Origin of the sequence: Embleya scabrispora DSM 41855 (assembly GCF_000372745.1) — a bacterium.
Lineage (GTDB): Bacteria > Actinomycetota > Actinomycetes > Streptomycetales > Streptomycetaceae > Embleya > Embleya scabrispora.
In genome coordinates this window covers 118,831-137,710 of record NZ_KB889665.1, presented here as the reverse complement: position 1 = coordinate 137,710, position 18,880 = coordinate 118,831, and the positions used below count along the sequence as shown (strand labels likewise).

The window sequence follows — 18,880 nt, the reverse complement described above, 5'->3', positions numbered from 1 at the left end:
CCGCTCACCTCCTCAGCTTGTCCCACGCCGTCCGCAGCGCCTCCAACTCCCGCCGCGGAAAGGGCCGTCGCCAGTCGGCGCACCAACCGTCCCCACCGAGGTCGGAGTCCACCCGGTCGAATCCGCGCAGCACGCTTCGCGCGAGCAGCTCGATCGGGTGGCGCGCCTCCCACAACACGTCGCCGGGCCGGGTGCGCACGGACGCGTCGGCGTATTCGACGATCCGGACGTCCACCGCGTCGCCATCCGGACTCAGGTGCCACAGATAGCCGTTCGGTTCGGCTTCGAACATCACCTTGTGATCGCCCGGCTCGCCGAGCGCGAGCCGGGTCACCGCGCCGATCAGTTCCTCGGGCGCGTGGGTGACGCAGGAGACGACCAACTGCGCCTCTCCGGAGGTGTCGGCGATGGTGCAGTCGGCCCAGCCGGAACCCGACAGGGTCCAGGTGAACCACAGCGATGCCTTCATTCCGGACATGTTGCCGGCCGGTTCACGGCCGCGGCTCTAGGATCACCGGATGAACCGCACGAATCTCACCCGGCCGGGCGGCGACTGGGACGCGTTGCGCCTGGACGTACCCGAGTCGGCGCGGCCGTCGCTGCGGCTCCTGGCGGCAGGCAACCGCAGATTCGCCCTGGTCGACGCCTCGTCCGAGAGTGGTCCCGAGGTGGACGCACCACCGCTGCTGCTCGCCGAGTCCGACCCCGGCTGGTACGGCGTCGACTATCGCTGCCCCACCCCGTACCGCTCCCCGCTCGCCCCGCTGCGCGCCGCCGAGGCACGCGCCCTGGGCACCCCGAACGACCCGGTCTGGTACGCCCGTTGGGCGCATCGCATGGCGGACGAGCTGAGCCGGACCGGGCCGCTGTACGGTGGTGCGTGGGTGCTCTCACGGGACATGGATCGCACCCGATTGCGCTTTCCGGAGTTCGCCGCGCCGACACTGGCCACGTGGCCCGAGGGGCGGATCGACTTCAACGCGCACACCTACCACTACTGGGAGATCCTGCCGCTGCACCCGCTCGCGTCGGCCGAGGACGGGCGGGTCAAGGCGTATCGCAAGCAGGTCCGGGACGGCTCGCTGCCCCCTGTCCTGGTCTGGTGGATCAGCATGTTCCAGACGCACGTGGTCCTCGACGGCCACGACCGACTCGCCGCGTCGCTCGCCGAGGGCCGGGTGCCGCCGTTGCTGGTGCTCTCCCGCCCGGCGGAACACGACGTCTACGTGGCCGGCCCGGTGGGCGGGTACGAGCGGCGCATGGCCGCGATCGCCGGTGTGCCCGAGGCCGCCGTCGGGAACGCGATACGCGACGCGGGCCGGCAACTCGCCCGGGACCTGCACCGACTGCGTGAGGGCTACGGCCTGACCCGGGCCTGGCCGCTCAAGGGTGGCGTCCCCGCGTGGCAGCGCCTGGTCGCACGGCACGCCCCCGACTGGACGCGCTGAAACGCGGCTCACCACCGGGCATCGGGTCGACCCGGTCGGTACCGCCGCGGATGCGCACATCCAGCACCGCCGCCGCGCCCACCCGCCGATCGCACACCGCCTCGGCCCGCACCGCCGCGTGATACAACAGCCCCGCCGCCGAACCGCCGGACGCACCCGTCGGACCCACCTCGCGCGGCACCCGGTAGCGCACGATCCACACCACCTGCGCCCCCGGTCCGATCGGCGCACCCGGCTCCGGCTCCGCCACCGCGACTCGCTCCGCGTCGAACACCCGGACCCGGAACCGCTCGGCCGCGCCGCCGCGATTGCGCACCATCAACCGCGCCTCGACCACCTCTCCGGGGGCCGCCGCCACCCGCGCCCGCTCGAATCCGACCTGCACCGCGAGTGCCGGATTCCCCACCCGCTGCCCGGCCAGATCGGCCCCGCACAGCGGCCCTTCGCAATACCCGTGGCGCTCGTCCGCCACCGGAGTCCCACACAGTCGGCAGTGCCCCGTCACACCCATGGCTGCCCCCGAACGTCGATCCCCCGCCACCGAAGACGCCCAACGGACACCCCCCGTTCCGCCCGCACCCCCACACAAGGGAACCCCCTCGCCCCTCCCTTCCCCCCAATCGCATCCTGCACTAACGTGCGCCCACACCCACCACCCCAACCCGCCCACCAAATCCGGCCCGCCCGCCGCCCGAGGACAACAACCCGCGCGACACCCCGACAGCAGCTCGCACCACCAGCCACCCGACCCACCGAGCGCGCCTCCAGCCCGTCCGGCGTTCGAGGACAGGAAATGCCTCCGCCCCCGGACCCGCCACCTCGCGCAACCCCCACCGAATCCATCCCGCAAGCAAAGCGCAGCGACCCGCACGGAGGACCCCCATGGCATCGACCCTCACAGGCGCCAAAATCGTCGTCACCGGAGTCACCGGCCAAGTCGCCGAACCGGTCGCCAAGATCCTCGCCCGGGACAACGACGTGTACGGCGCAGCCCGCTTCCACGACGACGAGGCCCGCGAGCGCCTGGAGGCCGCAGGCGTCACGTGCGTCCGGATCGACCTGGCCGCCGGCGACGTCGCGGCGCTGCCCGCCGACGCCGACTACGTGGTCAACTTCGCCGTCGCCAAGAACGGCGACTGGGACGTGGACCTGGACGCGAACGCGGGAGGCGTCCTGTCCCTGATGGAACACCACCAGGCCGCCCGGGCGTTCCTGCACTGCTCCTCCACCGCGGTGTACCAGCCCGCCGGCCACAAGGAACTCACCGAGAGCGCGTCGCTCGGTGACAACCACGGCGTGTGGTCGTTCCTGGAGACGTACAGCATCTGCAAGATCGCGGCCGAGGGCGCCGCCCGCTGGGGTGCGCGCCGCTTCGACCTGCCGACCACGATCGCGCGCCTGTCGGTGCCCTACGGCGACAACGGCGGCTGGCCCGGCATCCACCTGGAGATGATGCTCGGCGGCGCGCCGATCGACGTGCACACCAACGCGCCGAGCATCTACCACCCGATTCATGTGGACGACATCGCCGGCACGCTCCCCGCACTGTTCGCGGCGGCCACACCCGAGGTCACCACCGTCAACTGGGGCGGCAGCGACCCGGTGAGCATCGAGGAGTGGTGCGGCTATCTGGCCGAACTCACCGGTGTCACGCCCGAGTTCAACTCCACCGACGCGACCATCGACTCGGTCACGCTGGACCTGACCCGGATGCACGAGATCACCGGCCGCACCACCGTGCACTGGCGGGACGGCATGCGCCGAATGGTCGAGGCACTGCACCCGGAGCTGCTCAAGTAACCGGGTCGAACCCGCTCCTCACCCCGCGAACGCATGCTCGGTGACCGGCCCGAGTACCTGGAAGCCCAACTTCCGGTACACGGGCTCGCCCGCCGCCGATGCCTGCAACACCGCGACGGGATGCCCCTCGTCGACCGCCACGTCCAGCGCGGCCCGAGTCAGCGCCGCGCCGTACCCTCGCTGCCGGTGCGCGGCGAGCGTCGCGATGTTGTACACCCCCGCGACCCCGGCGTGCAGGAACACCTCGGCGGTGGCCACCGGCCGACCCTGCGCGTATCCCACCAGGTAGCGCGCGGCGGACCCGAGCGCGGCCTCCGCGGTCAGCTCGACGAACCGTACGACGTCCTGCGCGGACGGCGTCCAGAGCGCGGCGAGCACCTCGGCGTAGTCGAGCAACCCCGCGCGCGTGAGCACCGGTTCGATCCGCAACCCGGCCGGGAACACGGCCTCGGCGGACGTGGTCCCACCCCACCGCGCCCACATCGCCACCTCGCTCTCGTTGATCGGCAGGCCATGCGCCACCAGCCGCTCGGCCAGATCCGTCGGCCGAGACCCCTGCGTGACCCACCACGAGAAGGGTCGCCCGGTCGCCGCGACCCGGCGCACCGTGCGCTCGACGACCGGCCCCACCGTCTGCGCGGTCAGCCGCGCGCCCGCGACGAGGTTGTACGTGTCGTGCGCCAGGCCACTGTCCGCGACGATCACGTGATCGTCCTCGTCCACCCGCATCCCGGGGGTGACCCGGTGCAGGTGGCACGCGTGCTCGGCGAGATTGCGGTCCATCGCTTCGATCGGTGCGCCCATCCGGCCATTCTCACCGGGCCACCGACCCCCGCCCAACCTCATTCGACGCCGAACACGTGCACGAGGTGCGGGGTGTCCGCGAGGGTGTGTGGGCGTACCGGTCCCGAAGGGCAAACGTGCCGAACCCGTGACCGGGCGCCGGCACACTCGGCCGCGTGACCGAATCGCCTGACACCCCGACGCACACCGAGGACCCCGCCTGGCACTCCGTCCGCTGTCTGTTCCATCATCAGCCGGACATCTACGAGGAACGCATCACGTTGTGGCGCGCCGGCAGCTTCGCCGAGGCCATCGCACTGGCCGAGGCCGACGCCCTGGAATACGCCCGCGCCGTGAACGATGCCGAATACCTCGGTCTGGCACAGGCGTTCCGGCTGTTCGACACGCACGTCGGACACGGCATGGAGGTCTTCTCGCTGGCCCGGGACAGCCCCCTGGAACCAACCGAGTACCTGGACGCGTTCTTCGATACGGGAACCGAACGACAGCGGCGGATCACGGCCGACACCGACCCCCCGGACGCCCGGTGACCACACGGCACAACCCGTCGCCCGGTGTTCATCTGCGTCGGGTTCACAATGTCGGCTTCGCACGGGACCATGGAGGGCAACTGCCCTATAGGTAGGTAGGGAGGAGCACCATGGACGGACTCGTCGTGCTCGCCGTGTCCGCGTGTCTGCTCGGACTGACCGTGCTCCTGGTGGTGCGTTCACTCGGCCGTCGTGATCTCAGCACCGCACCGAGGGACCTGCTGCGCGAGGACCGGCTCACCGATCCGAACGAGACGGCGTGGACGCAGGACACCGAATGGCCTCGTCAGGCGAACCGGCACACCGCGCCGGACTCGCACACCTGTCGCTGACCGACCGCATCCGGATCGGCGTCGGGCCGCCACGACGGCGGCCCGACGCCGGCCGGATCCGGCCCGCTCCCGACCGGGCGAGGCCGTCGACGACCGCGGCCGGCCTAAGGCACGTCCGGCAGTTCGCGGCGCACCTTCTCATGTGGCGTCGGCGCTTCGGGCGACTCGGGCGGTTCCGCGTCGGCGGCCACCACCTGGGCTCGGGCCCGGTCGATCCGGCGGTGCCAGCGGGCCACGCCGGGATCGGTGTCCGGGTCGGCGGAGCGGGCGAGCGCGACACCGTAGCCCAACTGGGCGCGCTGCAACCGGCTCTGCGCCCGGGCCGCCTTGCGGCCGTGTTCGCGCCGGGCCGCCTCCACCGCTTCCTTGCGGGTCTTGTTCGAGGCGAGCGCGGCGAGTTCACGCAACGGCAGCAGGTCCGGCTCGTCGCCCACGGCGCGCGCGAACCAGCGATACTCCTGCCGGGCCGCGAGCCGGTAGACGAAGCGCGCGATGGCGAGCACGACCAGCCCGTTGAGCACGATCTGCACGATGGTCAGATACCAGTCGGTGCGCTCCAGGACGATCTCCAGGATCGGCGAGTTGTTCACGAAGTGCAGGGCCCAGGCGACCGTGTACAGCGCGCCGGCCGCCGCGAGCCGTACCGCGATCGGCCGCCGCACGCCGACGACCACGTACGCCACGCCCGCGCCGGTCATCGCGGTGAACGCCGCGTGGCTCCACAACCCGTTGACGACGGCGCGGACGAAGAAGCTGACCACGACGCCGGCGGTCCACGTCTCGCCCGCCTGGATCGCCGCGTTCAGCGCGTACATCACGTTCTCGACCACCTGGAACCCGAGGCCGACCAGCGCGCCGAAGACGAAGCCGTCGAGCACACTCTCGAAGACTCGGCGGTTGATCAGGATCAACACCACCACGCCGAGCAGTTTGAGCGTCTCCTCGATCACCGGCGCCGAGATCGAAGCGCCCCAGTCGGTGGCGAACTTCGGATCCAGCTTGGACAGATAGCTGAGCACGTTGTCGTTGGCCACGAGCGCGAATCCGGTCGCCACCACGCCGCCCCAGAGCACCGCGGCCACGCAGAACGACAGCGGCTCGCGCTCGAACAGGTCCAGATGGGTGATTACCGCGAGCGCCGGGATCAGCCACAACGTGTGGATCAGCGCGCTCAGCCCGAGCGCGCCGGAGGGCGCCGCCGAGGAGAGCCGGACGAAGTTGGGCACCACGCTCGCGGCGCCGAGCGCGAGCACGATCGGATACAGCCAAAACGCCGCGCGCGCGGGCTGCACGATGCTGCCCGCGTCCCGACGGCCCCGGCGATCGGTCAGCGGAGCCACGCTCACGAGTCGGCCACCTCCACCGAGTCCAGCATGGTCGCCACGTCGTCGGCGATGGCCTCGGTCAGCGGCGCGGTGTGCCGAGCGGTGAGCGAGACCCCCAGGCCCTGACCGCCGGCGACCAGGACGGTGAGCGTGCCGGCCACGGTGTTCCCACTGATCGGCGCGACCAGGCCGGCGAGCCCGCGGGCGGTGGTCACCGAGGCCGGGTCGCCGCCGATCCGCCCGCGTCCGGTCGCCTCGTAACGGCGCGCCGCCGCCTTGAACGCGCCCGCCGCCGAGGACTGCCGACCCAGCGGGGTCAGCCGGTACGTGGTCGCGCCCTTGACCAACACGCTGACCAGATCGGCCTGGGAGGCACCCCGGTCGATCTGCCAGCCGGGCGCCGGCTGGTAGCGAAAGGCGCCCAGTGTGACCACCTGACCGGCGCGCACCGGCGCGGCGCCGATGACGGAGCGGTTGAGCAGGTACGGGATCGCGATCAGGAACGCCATCACGAGGACCACCACGATCGTCGCGCGCAGGCCGTGCGTACGCGGTATCGACCCCGACCTCGAACTCGTGCTCGAATCCGGGGAGGGGGGTCGCGGGACGGGCGCGGTGAAAGACAAGCGCAACTCCTGATGGCGGCCGACGGCGTTGTCGCCCGTACCCTCGCCGTCGGTAAAAGTCACGCGTGGCTCCACCGAAGGGATGACTCGGTCACGGTAAAATCACGAAAACGCTGTTTTCGTCCCGCCGATCGATGGACGGCTGTTACAGAGCCGTCGAATGACCGTCTCGCTGTCCGGTTAGGGTCGTTTTTGACAACAGCACTCCCTGACGCCTGCCGGAGCCTTTCCCTTGAACTCCCTTTCCGCACGCCGTCGTCGCGCGACGGCATTGGTCGGTGCCGTACTGCTCGCGGTGGCCGCGTCCGCGTGCGGCTCGTCCGGTGACACGACGGCCGAACACGCCAGGTCCACGGTGGCGCCGTCCCAGTCGGGCGGCGCGCCGAGGCCGCCCGCCAAGCCGAGCAAGGTCGTCATGCCGACCGGCCCCACGACGAACTTCACGACCGCCACGACCTCACCGGTCGGGCCGATCCTGATGACCTCGTACACCGGCCCCAAGTCGGGTGTCACCGGCAAGGTGTGGGTGTGGCTGCCGCCGGAGTACAACGACCCGGCGTTCGCGAAGCACGGCTTCCCGGTGCTCACGCTCTACGCGGGTGGCCAGAGCAGTGGCTACAACACCTGGGCCGACAACCAGTTGCCGATCCAGGAGGAGGCCGTACGTCAGAGCCGGGCCGGCACGACCCATCCGTTCATCATGGTGATGCCGGTGCAGAACCTGGAGAAGGACGAGAAGCGCAGCCTCGACTGCAGTGACATCCCGGGACAGCCCAAGATGGGCACCTGGATGGCACAGGACATCCCCGACATGGTCAAGGCCAATTTCCGCACCCTGCGCGACCCCGCCGGGTGGGGGGTGATGGGTGCGTCCACCGGAGCGTTCTGCAGCATGAAGCTCGCGCTCCAGAACCCGGATCGGTTCAAGGTCGCCGTGCCGATCGACGGCTACTTCAACCCGGATTCTCCGCTGTGGAAGGGCTACGAGGCCGAGCGGCTCGCCAACAGCCCGGAGAAGCTGATCGCGGCGGGCAAGGCCGACATCGACGTGCTCGCGACCGCGGGCGGCGCGGACGCGGGCGAGGTCCGTCTGGTCAAGGCGTTCGTCGCGAAGGCCGCACCACCCGTACGCATCGAGTATTACGAGCAGCCCGCCGGTAGGCATCTGACCGTGCACTTCAAGAAGATGATCCCGGATCTGCTCGGCTGGCTCGGCCGACACATGTCCCCGCCCACCGCCGACTGACCGTGTCCGGATCGTCGCTGAATCCCCCTGGAAGACCACAGTGAGCCTGACCGGTACTCCCTTCTATATAACGACCATCGTGCTGGCCATCGCCGCCCTCGTGCTGGCGCTGGTCGCGTGGAACCGCATTCCCGGGCCGAAGCCCGTCAAGGTCGTCGGCCGGCTGTTCATGCTGGTCACGTGCCAGGCGACGGCCATCCTGATGGTCTTCGTGATGGTCAACAACGCGAACAGCCTCTACGACACCTGGGACGACTTCCTGGGCACCGGTGGCGGCCACGTGACCGAGGCCCGCGAACCGGCCCCGCCGCCTGCGCCCGAGCACAAACTGGTCAGCAAGTTCGAGCCCGCCTCCGACGGCAAGATGGGCGACGGCGTCCAGCAGACCAACCTCAAGGGCCCGCAGTCGGCCGTCGAGGCCGAGGTCTACGTGTGGCTGCCGCCGCAGTACAAGGACCCGGCGTTCGCGGACAAGAAGTTCCCCGTCGTCGAGCTGCTGCCCGGCTACCCGGGCTCGGCCAAGGCGTGGTTCGGCACGCTGGACGTCAACAGCCAGCTCAAGAACCTGATGAACAAGGGCGAGGTGGCGCCGTTCATCCTGGTCTCGCCGCGGACCAAGCTGCTCGCGGGCAACGAGGACACCGGCTGCGCGGACGTGCCCGGCAAGGCCAACGCGGACACCTGGATCTCCGGCGACGTGCGCCGCATGGTGATCGACAACTTCCGCGCCGAGACCGACCCCAAGCACTGGGCCATCGCGGGCTACTCGGCCGGCGGTCACTGCGCGGTCCGAATGGCGCTGCTGCACCCGGACCGTTACGGCGCGGGCGTGAGCCTGTCCGGTTACAACGACCCCAAGGGCGAGTCCGACTCGGTCACGTCCAAGGACCCGGCACTGCGCGTGTCGGCGAACCCGCTGACCATCCTCAAGGGCGCCCCCCAGCCCCCGAAGGTCTCCCTCTACCTGGCCGGCGAAAAGGGCGACGGCTACGGCGACGCCCAGGCCCTGAAAGCCGCCGCCAAACCCCCCACCGCCATAACCCTCGCCGAAATCGGCGGCGGCGGCCACGGCACCGACGTCTGGCGCCGAATGGTCCCCGACGTCTTCCGCTGGCTGACCAAATCCATGACCTGACCACCCCACCTCAAACACCGGCAAACCCACCACAACCCAACCGACACCCGAGCCCAGCCCGGCCGGCGCCTGAGGCCACTCAGCCCGGCCGGCGCTTGAGGCCGCCCAGCCCGGCCGGCGCTTGAGGCCGCCCAGCCCGGCCGGCGCCTGAGGTCAGCCAAAAACCCCATCAGCCCGGCCGGTGCTCGAGGCCAACCCGGCAACCTCCCGAACGTGCCCCCTCGCCCCCTCCGCAAGGAGCGAGTGCAGGGAGAGAAACACCTTCCGAGCCTCCACCGCATTCCAATCCGCCGGCAACAGCTCCGCAGGCAACCCCGGATCCAGATACGGCAACCGCCGCCATTGCGTCAACATCGGCACGTAAGTGCGAAACGCATCGACCGTGTCCACCACCGGCCGCCGCACGAGTTCGGCAGCGGCCGGCCCGTACTCGTCGGTGAACAGCGCGTACTGCTCCTCGATCGCCTCGAAATCCCACCAGTCCCCGACGGCGGAGCCCAACTGCGCGAACGCCGCATCGCCGGTGAACAGGTGTACGTAGTCCGCGAGTTCGACCCGAACCAGGGTGCGCCGCGCGTCCTCCAGGAGCCGGGCCGGCGCGATCCACACCCCCGGCGACACATTGCCGAAGCCCAGCCAGGTCAGCCGCGACCGCAGTTGGTGACGATGCGCGCGCTCGGACTCGGGCACCGAGAAGATCGCCAGCACCCAGCCGTCCTCCAGCCGCGCCGGCTCCAGGTTGCCGAAGATCCGCCGATCGCCCTCGTCGAAGATCGACTCCATCGCCGGACTGAGCCGATACCCGGTGCCGTCCCGCCGCTCCTGGGTGAGCGTGCCGCGCTTCTTCAGCCGCGAGATCGCCGATCGCACCGCCGGTGCGTCCACGCCGAGTTCGCCCATCAACACGATCAGGTCGGCGATCGAGATCCACCCGCCGAGACCACGCACGAACGCGCCGTACACGGTGTTGATCAACGAACTGGGCCGGGCCGGGGTCTCCGCCATGGTCGCCTTCCTCGCGGAGTCTGGTTCGCCGGCGATCCTATCCGGGAGCCGGTCCCGCCTCGGCTACCGGCGTACCCTCGGCCGCGCGCCGACGCAGTTCGCCGCGCCGCAGCTTGCCCGTGTCGGTGCGCGGCAACTCGGGCACGAACTCGACCGACCGCGGGTACTTGTACGGTGCCATGGTCTGCTTCACGAACGTCTGGAGCGCGCGCGCCGTAGCCTCGTCCGCGGTCACCCCCGGGTGCAGCACCACGTATGCCTTGACCACCATGCCGCGCCGCTCGTCGACGGCGCCGACCACCCCGCACTCGGCCACGTCCGGGTGGGTGCACAGCACCGCCTCGACCTCGGGGCCGGCGATGTTGTAGCCGGACGAGACGATCATGTCGTCGCTGCGGGCCTGGTACCAGAGATAGCCGTCGGCGTCGCGGATGTAGGTGTCGCCGGTGATGTTCCAGCCGTCGCGCACGTAGTCGAACTGGCGCGCATCGTCGAGGTATCGGCACCCGGTCGGGCCCTTGACCGCGAGTTGCCCGGGCGTGCCGTCCGCAACCGGTTTGCCGTCCGGCCCCAGGACGACGGCCCGATAGCCCGGCACCGGCAGCCCGGTCGCCCCCGGCCGGATCGCGTCGTCGGCGGCGGAGACGAACACGTGCAGCATTTCGGTCGCGCCGATCCCGTCGATGATCCGCGTCCCGATCGCGTCGCGATACGCCTGCCACACGCCGACCGGCAGCGCCTCGCCGGCGGACACGCAGCGCCGCACGCCCGCGAGCAGGTCGGCGAGTCCGGCGCCGAGGATGGCCCGGTAGGCGGTCGGTGCGGTGAACAGTACGGTGACCCCTCGCTCGGCGACGACGGCGGCGAGTTCCTCGGGAGTCGCGCGCTCCAGGAGCAACGTGGCCGAGCCCGCCCGCAGCGGAAACACCACCAGCCCGCCGAGGCCGAAGGTGAAGCCCAGCGGCGGGGTGCCGGTGAACAGGTCGGTGGGCTCGGGGCGCACGACGTGCGCGGAGAAGGTGTCGGCGATCGCGAGCACGTCCCGGTGGAAGTGCATCGTGGCCTTGGGCCGCCCGGTGGTCCCGGAGGTGAACGCGATCAGCGCGACGTCGTCGCACGCGGTGTCCACCGCCTCGAACACGGTGCTCTTGGCGGCGCAGCGGGCGGCCAGCGTGTCCTCGCCGGGCCCGCCGTAGGTCAGTACGCGCAGGCCGGGCGTTTCGGCCGCGTCGAGTTCGGCGGTGAAGCGGTGGTCGCACAGTGCGGCGGTGGGTCGGCCGATCTCGTGGATGGCGTCGAGTTCGTGGGCGCGCAGCAGCGGCATGGTGGTCACCACGACCGCGCCGGCCTTCAGCGCTCCGAACCAACCGGCGACCAGCCAGGGGTTGTTGGGGCCGCGCAACAGGACCCGGTTGCCGGGCACCACGCCGAGGTCCTCGGTCAGGACGTGGGCGACCTGGTTGGCCCGGGTGAGCAGGTCGCCGTAGGTCCAGGTCTCGTCGGCGGTGAGCAGGCACCGCCGGTCCGACCCGTGGCGCGCGATGGTGTCGTCGAGCAGCGCCACCGCGCAGTTGAGCCGGTCCGGATAGCGCACTTCCGGCAGCTCGAAGATCAGCTCGGGCCACTGCTCGACCGGCGGCAGCCGATCCCGGGAGAACGTGTCGACGTGCGCGGAGGGACGGAGCTCCATGGCCGGCACCTCATCATCCTGTTGCCATCGTGACGACAGTCAACGGTACGCGACATTCGTCCACGAGGACATCCCCTTGCCCCGGCAGGCGGCAGGCGGCAGGCGAGCCGGCGATGGGCCGCGGTGACTCGCGGTGGCCCGTCAGTCGGCGGTGCCGTCGACCACCAGCACCGTGCCCCGGCCGATCGCACAGACCGTCTCGCTGCCGTCGGTGGCCGACATGATCAGGTCGCAGTCGCAGACCGCCTGGCGGCGTCCGGAGTGCACGATTCGTGCCTCGGCGCGCAACACGGCGCCGAGCGCCGGCCGCAGGTATTGAACGGACACACCGCCGGTCAGCACGGCCGAGCCGAGCGTGCTGCCGGCCGCGAAGGTGATCGCGTTGTCGGCCGCATAGGCGAGCACGCCGCCGTGCAAGTAGCCGTTCTGTTGCCGGAGTTCGTCACGGACGTCGACCTCCAGGGTGGCTCGCCCGCCGCCGAACTCGGTGATCCGGGCCCCGACGAGCCGGCTGAACGGCTGGGCGGCGAGCACGGATCGGGCGAAGTCGAGCGCCTCGGGGTCGGTCGGCGCGTCGGTGGGGGTCTCGGTCATCGCGGTATCACCTTTCGCTCGGGAAGCGGGCCCGGCGGGGGCGGACATGGGCAGGTGATCATCGAACCAGATTCCGAATCACCGCCGCCGGGGCCTCGTGTGCACAATCGGAGCATGTTCGAACTACTGCCGGGCGTGGGCGTGGTGTTGCCGCGCGGCGCCGGACTGCTGCGCTTCGGGATGAGCGAGCGGCAAGCCCAATGGGCGCTGTCCACGGTGGTGGACGTGCGCGCCTACTGGTCGTGTGCCGGCACCGGCCCGGCCGACGACGACCACCGGGAGTTCTGGAGCTTCGGCGGCCGATTGGGCACCCTGCGCATCGACGTGACCGGCTCCGAGCACGGGTGCCGCACGATCGCCTTCGAACGGGAGCCCGGCACCGAAACGGAGCCGGTCGCCTGGCGGGACGTCGACGTGTTCGGGTATCCCGCCGTCGAGGTCGAGGCGGCGCTGCCGACGAGGGCGGCACGCGCGGAACTCGGGCTGATCCTGGTCCCGGAGTCGACGGTCGCCGCGAGCCGGATGGCGCGGGCGCGGCTGAGTACCGAGGACGTGTCGGCGTACCGGAACCGCTGACCCTGCCGGATGCAGTTCGTCACACGACGGCGTCATGGCGAAATTGGACAGCCTCCCTTACCGTAGGCGCGCGTTTCGGCCCGGCGGGCCCGGGGTGAGCCCGCCCCCGCCGTGGCCACGGCCATCCTCGGCCCCGAAGAAGGAGAGACGTCATGGCGCGGAACAAGCTGGGTGTGGCCATCGTGGGGACCGGCTTCGGGTGCATCACGCATCTGCCCGCCTTCCGGGACGCGGGCTTCGAGGTGCGGGCGCTGGTCGGCCGGGACCCGGTGCGCACCGCCGAGCGGGCCGAGCGCTTCGGGGTGCCGTACGCGTTCACCGACCTCGACGCGGCGCTCGCCCTGGACGGCGTGGACGCGGTGACCGTGGCCACCCCGCCGCACACGCACGCCGAGATCGTGCTCGCGGCGGTCGCGGCGGGCAAGCACGTGGTGTGCGAGAAGCCGTTCGCGACCGACGCGGCCGAGGCGGCCCGGATGCTGGACGCCGCCGAGAAGGCCGGCGTCGTACACATGCTGGGCACCGAATTCCGCTGGCAGTCCTCACAGGCCCTGCTCGCGCGGTTGATCGCGGCCGGTGCGATCGGCGAACCCCGGCTCGCCACCTGGTTGTTGCACATCCCGGTACTGACCGGACCGGCCGCCGAGGTGCCCGCGTGGTGGGGGCGGGCCGAGGACGGCGGCGGCTGGCTGGGGGCGCACGCCTCGCACTGGATCGACCAGATCCGGCACACGCTCGGCGAGTTCGCGGGCGTCAGCGCGGGCCTGCCGCTGGTCGCGGACCGGCCGGGGCAGACCGCCGAGGACACCTTCAACATCCGCTTCCGCACCGTGACCGGCGTCGAGGGCGCGCTGCAAAGCTCCGCCGGGATCTACGGACCGCCGCTGATGACCACGCGCGTGGCCGGCACCCACGGCACGGCCTGGGTCGAGTTCGACGACGTCTGGCTCGCCGACGCCTCCGGCGACCGCCGCGTGGAAATCCCCGCCGACCTGACCAACCCGGATCCGATCGCGCCCCCGTCCGACCTCATGCACACGGCCTACGACCTCCTTCACTCGATGGGCATCGACCGCGCGCCGTACACCCGCCTCGCCGGCACGTTCGCCGCCTTGATCAACGGCGAGCCCACTCCCGAGAGCCCGCGCCACGCCTGCTTCGCCGACGGCGTCGCCGGCCAACGAGTCCTCGACGCCATCCGCACCTCCGCCGCCGCCGGCGGCCACTGGACCCCGTGCACGTAGAGTCTTTCGCACAGCCGGAATCGCCGATTCCGCCGACGGGAATCCAATAGAAATCCGCGACGCCTCGGAACCAAAACGATCAAGCGTGCCTTCGGGAAATTCCCGCATCGACTCACGGCATTTACACGTGTCAATGGAAAAAGCCCAGGTCTGTTTCCGGTCGACTATCCGACGAGCGAATATCAGTCGACCGTCCCGCACCCATCCGCCCGAAAAGAAAACAATTCGGGCAACGGGGTCGATGATTTCGACGGGGCGCGCCACATCCGGCGGGGAATACCGCCACCAAAATCCGCACGAACGGCTGCGGCCGGGCCGGTCGAGCGATGGCCGAATCCCGTCACGCAAACACGAGGTTGCTTGAGAGATCACCCCTCCCCGGCCATCCTCTGAGCCACCCGAGCGCCCGATCCCGGATGGGCGGCGGGGACCCCGACGGAGGCTGAAAATGATCAAGAAGATCGCCGGCGTACTCACCGCGTGTGCGCTCCTGGTGCTCGCCGTTCCACAATCCGCGTCCGCCATGGTCATTCCGAATCATTTCTCGCGCATGCTCATCGGCAACTGGAAATGTCTGGATGCCGATGCCAACACCATCGGCACGAACGGCGCGACGGTCCAGCAATGGCAGTGCATCGGCAGCCCTGTCGACAACACCACGCCCAGCAATCAATTGTGGCTGGCCGTCCCGCGGGACAGCGGGGGGTACAGCATCTTGGTCGGCGGCACCGGGGTCCAGTGTCTGACGACTATGGGCGCACTGCCGTATTCCCGGGCCGGATTGTGGGACTGCAACGCCGGCACCGCCCAAGCCTGGTATCCGGTCTACAACAACGCGTGGTTCAATCCGGCCACCCAACTGTGCCTGGAAGCCGATCCCAACCAGAACTACAACGGCGGCGGAATGTACATCGCAGCTTGTGCGATCGCCGACGGCAAGCCGGCCCCGCGGCAGACCTTCGGCTTCATCGACTGACGCCCGTCGCGCGGCGCCCGACGTGGTGCGCATCGGCATCCGCCGGTGCGCACCACGCGTCGCGGCAACCGTGTCGACCACGTGCGGACGGCACTTCGGGCGGCGCTCAGGGGCGGTTGTGCGCGCTCAGTGGGGTCGGGTGGGCGTGGTGCAGGGCGGCGAGGCCGTGCAGCACCCGCACGTCCGGCCAGTCCACTTCGACCCGGTACTGGTTCTCGAAGTCGTCGCCGACGAACCGGAACACTTCGCTTCCGGCCCGGGTCCACCGGGTCGTGATCGGCATTCGGGGAAACTCGCCGCCGAACAGGATCGCCGCCGCCATCACCGCCCACACCGGCGAGAAGAGCCACCACCAGCACCAGGCCGGCACGCCGCCCTTGACCGCGTACAGCGGTGCACCGTCCGGCAGTTCCACGTGCCACGAGGTCCGCCGGCAGCCGATCACGCTGCCGCGTCGGCGAGTGACCCGGCCGAGCAGTTCGCCCGACGCGCCGAGGATGCGGTAGACCGCGCTCGCGTCGTGCGCCGACTCGGATCGATCAGCGCTGCCGGACCGGTTCGTCGAAGTGCTCCAGCAGCGCGGCGACGTACTCCTCCAGGCGCCCGGTCACGAGCGCGGGGGTCAGATCGGGTCGACCCGACTCCCGCCACGGGACGGCGACCTTCTCCGCGTCGGGGGCCTGGCCGAGCGCGTCGAGCAGGCGCCAGTACAGGTGTGCCGCCGGGTCGTCGGCGAGTCGCCCGCCGGCCGCGGTGTAGGCGGCGGCGAAGCTCATCCCGGCGGCCGGGCCGTGCAGCAGCGCCAGTGCGGTCGAGCAGTGGGCGACGTCCAGGTCGGCCGGACCCCACGAGGTCTCGACCCAGTCGACCACGCCGGAGACCCGGGTGTGCGCACCGCGGCCGGTGAAGAGCACGTTGCCCGGATGGAAGTCGCGATGCAGGAAGCACCCACGATACGGCGGCGGTTCGCGCCGGATCAGGTCGATCGCGCGCCGCCAGAGCTCGGGTCGCCCGGACTCCTCGGGTACGCGCACCCGCTCGGGGGCGGTCCACGCCTGATAGTCGCGAGGCCGGGTGCGATCGTTCACCACGACCGCGTGCACGGCCACGAGTTGGCGGGCGAGCAGCACGATCCGCTCGTCGGCCCCGTCGTCGCCCAGCCGAATGCCGCCCGGTAGCAGCGACATCAGCAGGGACGGATGATCGCAGAACTCGCCACGCGGATCCACGGCCAGGCACGTCGCCGCCGGAATGCCCGTATGTGCCAGCAGTCCGAGGATCGCCGCTTCACGACCCAACAGCCCCTCGGCATGCATCAGAAAGAACGGCTTCACGAACGACCGCAACACCAGAGCCCGTTCGCTCTCGGGCCCGACCACGCGCAGCCGCCGCATCTCCGAGGTCCACCCACCGACCAGCCGCTCGCTCCCCACCACCCGCTCCCCCGACGGCAACACCGACCCAACCCACACCCGCGTCCGCCGCCACCCCATCCCTTCACCATCCACGCCGGCAGCGTACCCACCGAAACCCGCCGGCCCTGTCTCACCAAATTCGTGTCCGCGTCGAGGCGCTGATCATGTGTCGTGGGGGCTCGGGCGGAGGTCGAGGCGGCGGAGGAGTTGGGCGTTGAGGGCGACCACGACCGTGGACAGACTCATCAGGATGGCGCCGACCTCCATCGGCAGGACCACGCCCGCCCAGGCCAGGGTGCCTGCGGCCAGCGGCACCGTGAGGATGTTGTAGCCCGCCGCCCAGACCAGGTTCTGCCGCATCTTGCGGTAGACGGCCGTGGACAGGCGACGAACGCCCAGCACCGCGCGCGGGTCGTCCGAGGCCAGAACCACGCCCGCCGACTGGATCGCGACGTCGGTGCCCGCGCCGATCGCGATGCCGACGTCGGCGCGGGCCAACGCCGGCGCGTCGTTGACACCGTCGCCGACCATGGCCACTCGCAGGCCGCGGGACTGGAGTTCGGCGACCTTGGCATCCTTGTCACCGGGCAGCACCTCGGCGAAGACCTCGTCCACCCCGAGGTCGCTCCCGACCCACTCGGCCACCTGCCGGGCGTCCCCGGTGAGCATCCCGACACGCACCCCCGCCGCGTGCAACTCCCGCACCGCCGACCGGGACTCGGGCCGGATCTCGTCCTCCAGCACGAGCGTCCCGGCAAACTCGTCGTCGGCCAACACGTACAGCACCGCGGCGCCGCGCCCGACCCGGTCCCCGACGGCCGCCGAGAGCCCGTCGGGCACCCGTACGCCCGCCTCACGCAACAGCGCCGGCCCGCCGACCCGCACCCGGGTGCCGGCCACATCCGCCTCGACTCCCCGGCCGGTCATCGAGCGGAATCCGCTCGCCGCGACCGGCCGACCGCGCTTCTCGGCCGCCCGTACGATCGCCCGGGCCAGCGGGTGTTCGCTCTCCCGCTCGGCCGCGCCCGCGAGCAGCAGCACCGACGTCTCCTCCCGGCCGGGCGCCGCCGCGACCCCGGTCACCGCCGGTGCGCCGCGCGTGAGCGTGCCGGTCTTGTCGAACAGCACGACGTCGACGTCGCGCATCCGCTCCAGGGCGATCCGATCCTTGATCAGGATGCCCTGCCGCGCGGACAGTTCCGTCGAGATCGCGATAACCAGCGGGATGGCCAGTCCGAGCGCGTGCGGGCAGGCGATCACCAGTACCGTGACGGTCCGCTCGATCGCCGACCCGCCCTCGCCGAGCAACGACCACACCCCCAGCGTCAGGACCGCGGCGCCGGCCGCGTAGTAGAACAGCAGCGCCGCTGCCCGATCCGCCAACGCCTGGGCCCGGGAGCGGGAATGTTGCGCTTCGGCGACCAACCGCCTGATGCCCGCGAGTTGGGTCCCTTCCCCGGTCGCGGTCACCGTCACCCGTACCGCGCCGGCCACCGCGACGGTGCCGGCCACGACGGTGTCGCCCGCGCCGTGCGCCACCGGTCGGGACTCGCCCGTGATCATCGACTCGTCGAACTCGGTCCCGCCGTCGGTGATCGTCCCATCCGCCGGGACGCGCCCCCCGGAACGCACCAGGACGGTATCGCCGATCGCCAGATCCGAAACCGCGATCGGCTCGAACTCCCCGTCCGGACGCACGCGTTCCGCCTCGTCCGGGAGCAGCGCCGCAAGGGCGTCCAGGGCCCCCGAGGCGGCGCCGAGGGCACGCATCTCCAGCCAGTGGCCGAGCAGCATGATGTCGACCAGCAGGACCAGTTCCCACCAGAAGTCCAGATCGTGTGTGGCGAGTTCGAGCGTCGAGGCCCAGGACGCGACGAACGCGACGGTGATGGCCATCGCGATCAGCGTCATCATCCCGGGCCGTCGCGCGTCGAGTTCGTCGCGCGCGCCGGTCAAAAACGGCCATCCGCCATAGCCGAACACGACCGTGCCGAGGAGCGGCGGGATCCACGACGATCCCGTGAACGACGGCTCCCGGTAACCGAGTACGTCCGCGAGCATCGGGCTCAGTACGAGCACCGGGACGGAGAGCAGCAGGCTCAGCACGAACTTGCGGCGGAACATCTCGGCGTGG

20 protein-coding genes are annotated in these 18,880 nt (G+C 70.8%); 9 read left to right on the top strand and 11 right to left on the bottom strand.

Features of this window, described 5'->3' with window-relative positions; genetic code table 11:
* Positions 1–4 precede the first annotated feature (4 nt).
* The gene (locus A3IC_RS62440; protein WP_020551823.1) at positions 5–469 is read right to left on the bottom strand and encodes a hypothetical protein; all 465 of its coding nucleotides are present in this window, start codon (positions 467–469) and stop codon (positions 5–7) included.
* A gap of 49 nt (positions 470–518) precedes the next feature.
* Here A3IC_RS62440 and A3IC_RS55440 point away from each other — a divergent pair, with 49 nt between their 5' ends.
* Positions 519–1,448, top strand: coding sequence for a hypothetical protein (locus tag A3IC_RS55440; protein WP_020551822.1), 930 nt, complete (start codon positions 519–521; stop codon positions 1,446–1,448).
* On the opposite strand, the gene A3IC_RS0119980 is transcribed toward A3IC_RS55440, so the two are convergent.
* The gene (locus A3IC_RS0119980) at positions 1,384–1,920 is read right to left on the bottom strand and encodes a hypothetical protein (protein ID WP_020551821.1); all 537 of its coding nucleotides are present in this window, start codon (positions 1,918–1,920) and stop codon (positions 1,384–1,386) included. The two genes, A3IC_RS55440 and A3IC_RS0119980, sit on opposite strands and share 65 nt — an antisense overlap.
* A 410-nt stretch (positions 1,921–2,330) precedes the next feature.
* On the opposite strand from A3IC_RS0119980, the gene A3IC_RS0119975 reads away from it, so the two are divergent.
* Positions 2,331–3,248, top strand: a complete 918-nt coding sequence (locus tag A3IC_RS0119975) for an NAD-dependent epimerase/dehydratase family protein (RefSeq protein ID WP_020551820.1) — start codon at positions 2,331–2,333, stop codon at positions 3,246–3,248.
* An 18-nt stretch (positions 3,249–3,266) separates the two neighbouring features.
* Here the strand turns inward: A3IC_RS0119975 and A3IC_RS0119970 are convergent, their stop codons facing one another.
* Positions 3,267–4,052, bottom strand: a complete 786-nt coding sequence (locus tag A3IC_RS0119970; protein ID WP_020551819.1) for a GNAT family N-acetyltransferase — start codon at positions 4,050–4,052, stop codon at positions 3,267–3,269.
* Positions 4,053–4,207: 155 nt separating this feature from the next.
* Here A3IC_RS0119970 and A3IC_RS55435 point away from each other — a divergent pair, with 155 nt between their 5' ends.
* Entirely contained in the window at positions 4,208–4,582 is a 375-nt protein-coding gene (locus tag A3IC_RS55435) for a hypothetical protein (protein WP_020551818.1), read from the top strand.
* A 110-nt stretch (positions 4,583–4,692) separates the two neighbouring features.
* Positions 4,693–4,914, top strand: a complete 222-nt coding sequence (locus A3IC_RS0119960) for a hypothetical protein (protein ID WP_020551817.1) — start codon at positions 4,693–4,695, stop codon at positions 4,912–4,914.
* 104 nt (positions 4,915–5,018) lie between these two features.
* Here the strand turns inward: A3IC_RS0119960 and A3IC_RS0119955 are convergent, their stop codons facing one another.
* Together A3IC_RS0119955 and A3IC_RS0119950 are read right to left on the bottom strand one after the other, a co-directional pair.
* On the bottom strand, positions 5,019–6,260 hold the full coding sequence (locus tag A3IC_RS0119955; RefSeq protein ID WP_020551816.1) for a PrsW family intramembrane metalloprotease: 1,242 nt from the start codon (positions 6,258–6,260) through the stop codon (positions 5,019–5,021).
* Entirely contained in the window at positions 6,257–6,928 is a 672-nt protein-coding gene (locus A3IC_RS0119950) for a hypothetical protein (RefSeq protein WP_158696016.1), read from the bottom strand. Before A3IC_RS0119950 ends, A3IC_RS0119955 begins: the two co-directional genes overlap by 4 nt.
* Before the next feature lie 169 nt (positions 6,929–7,097).
* On the opposite strand from A3IC_RS0119950, the gene A3IC_RS0119945 reads away from it, so the two are divergent.
* Complete coding sequence (locus A3IC_RS0119945) at positions 7,098–8,111, top strand: alpha/beta hydrolase (RefSeq protein WP_026218490.1); 1,014 nt, start codon at positions 7,098–7,100, stop codon at positions 8,109–8,111.
* A 40-nt stretch (positions 8,112–8,151) separates the two neighbouring features.
* Entirely contained in the window at positions 8,152–9,246 is a 1,095-nt protein-coding gene (locus A3IC_RS0119940) for an alpha/beta hydrolase (RefSeq protein ID WP_026218489.1), read from the top strand.
* A 153-nt stretch (positions 9,247–9,399) separates the two neighbouring features.
* Here A3IC_RS0119940 and A3IC_RS55430 read toward each other — a convergent pair whose 3' ends face one another.
* From A3IC_RS55430 to A3IC_RS0119925, 3 genes are all read right to left on the bottom strand, one after another.
* Positions 9,400–10,251, bottom strand: a complete 852-nt coding sequence (locus A3IC_RS55430) for a PaaX family transcriptional regulator (protein ID WP_020551812.1) — start codon at positions 10,249–10,251, stop codon at positions 9,400–9,402.
* Positions 10,252–10,288: 37 nt separating this feature from the next.
* The gene (locus A3IC_RS0119930; RefSeq protein WP_020551811.1) at positions 10,289–11,941 is read right to left on the bottom strand and encodes an AMP-binding protein; all 1,653 of its coding nucleotides are present in this window, start codon (positions 11,939–11,941) and stop codon (positions 10,289–10,291) included.
* A gap of 141 nt (positions 11,942–12,082) precedes the next feature.
* Entirely contained in the window at positions 12,083–12,535 is a 453-nt protein-coding gene (locus A3IC_RS0119925; RefSeq protein ID WP_020551810.1) for a PaaI family thioesterase, read from the bottom strand.
* 114 nt (positions 12,536–12,649) lie between these two features.
* Here A3IC_RS0119925 and A3IC_RS0119920 point away from each other — a divergent pair, with 114 nt between their 5' ends.
* From A3IC_RS0119920 to A3IC_RS0119910, 3 genes are all read left to right on the top strand, one after another.
* On the top strand, positions 12,650–13,111 hold the full coding sequence (locus A3IC_RS0119920) for a hypothetical protein (RefSeq protein WP_158696015.1): 462 nt from the start codon (positions 12,650–12,652) through the stop codon (positions 13,109–13,111).
* Positions 13,112–13,263: 152 nt separating this feature from the next.
* Positions 13,264–14,355 carry a Gfo/Idh/MocA family protein gene (locus A3IC_RS0119915; RefSeq protein WP_020551808.1) on the top strand — a complete coding sequence of 364 codons (1,092 nt, stop codon included), beginning with the start codon at positions 13,264–13,266 and terminating at the stop codon, positions 14,353–14,355.
* 448 nt (positions 14,356–14,803) lie between these two features.
* Positions 14,804–15,331: an RICIN domain-containing protein gene (locus tag A3IC_RS0119910; RefSeq protein ID WP_020551807.1), complete on the top strand. Its 528-nt coding sequence runs from the start codon at positions 14,804–14,806 to the stop codon at positions 15,329–15,331.
* A 106-nt stretch (positions 15,332–15,437) separates the two neighbouring features.
* Here A3IC_RS0119910 and A3IC_RS0119905 read toward each other — a convergent pair whose 3' ends face one another.
* From A3IC_RS0119905 to A3IC_RS0119895, 3 genes are all read right to left on the bottom strand, one after another.
* Positions 15,438–15,746: a hypothetical protein gene (locus A3IC_RS0119905; RefSeq protein ID WP_020551806.1), complete on the bottom strand. Its 309-nt coding sequence runs from the start codon at positions 15,744–15,746 to the stop codon at positions 15,438–15,440.
* Positions 15,747–15,870: 124 nt separating this feature from the next.
* Entirely contained in the window at positions 15,871–16,824 is a 954-nt protein-coding gene (locus A3IC_RS0119900) for a phosphotransferase family protein (protein ID WP_052173633.1), read from the bottom strand.
* A gap of 84 nt (positions 16,825–16,908) precedes the next feature.
* The gene (locus tag A3IC_RS0119895) at positions 16,909–18,870 is read right to left on the bottom strand and encodes a copper-translocating P-type ATPase (protein WP_020551804.1); all 1,962 of its coding nucleotides are present in this window, start codon (positions 18,868–18,870) and stop codon (positions 16,909–16,911) included.
* Between the last annotated feature and the right edge of the window lie 10 nt (positions 18,871–18,880).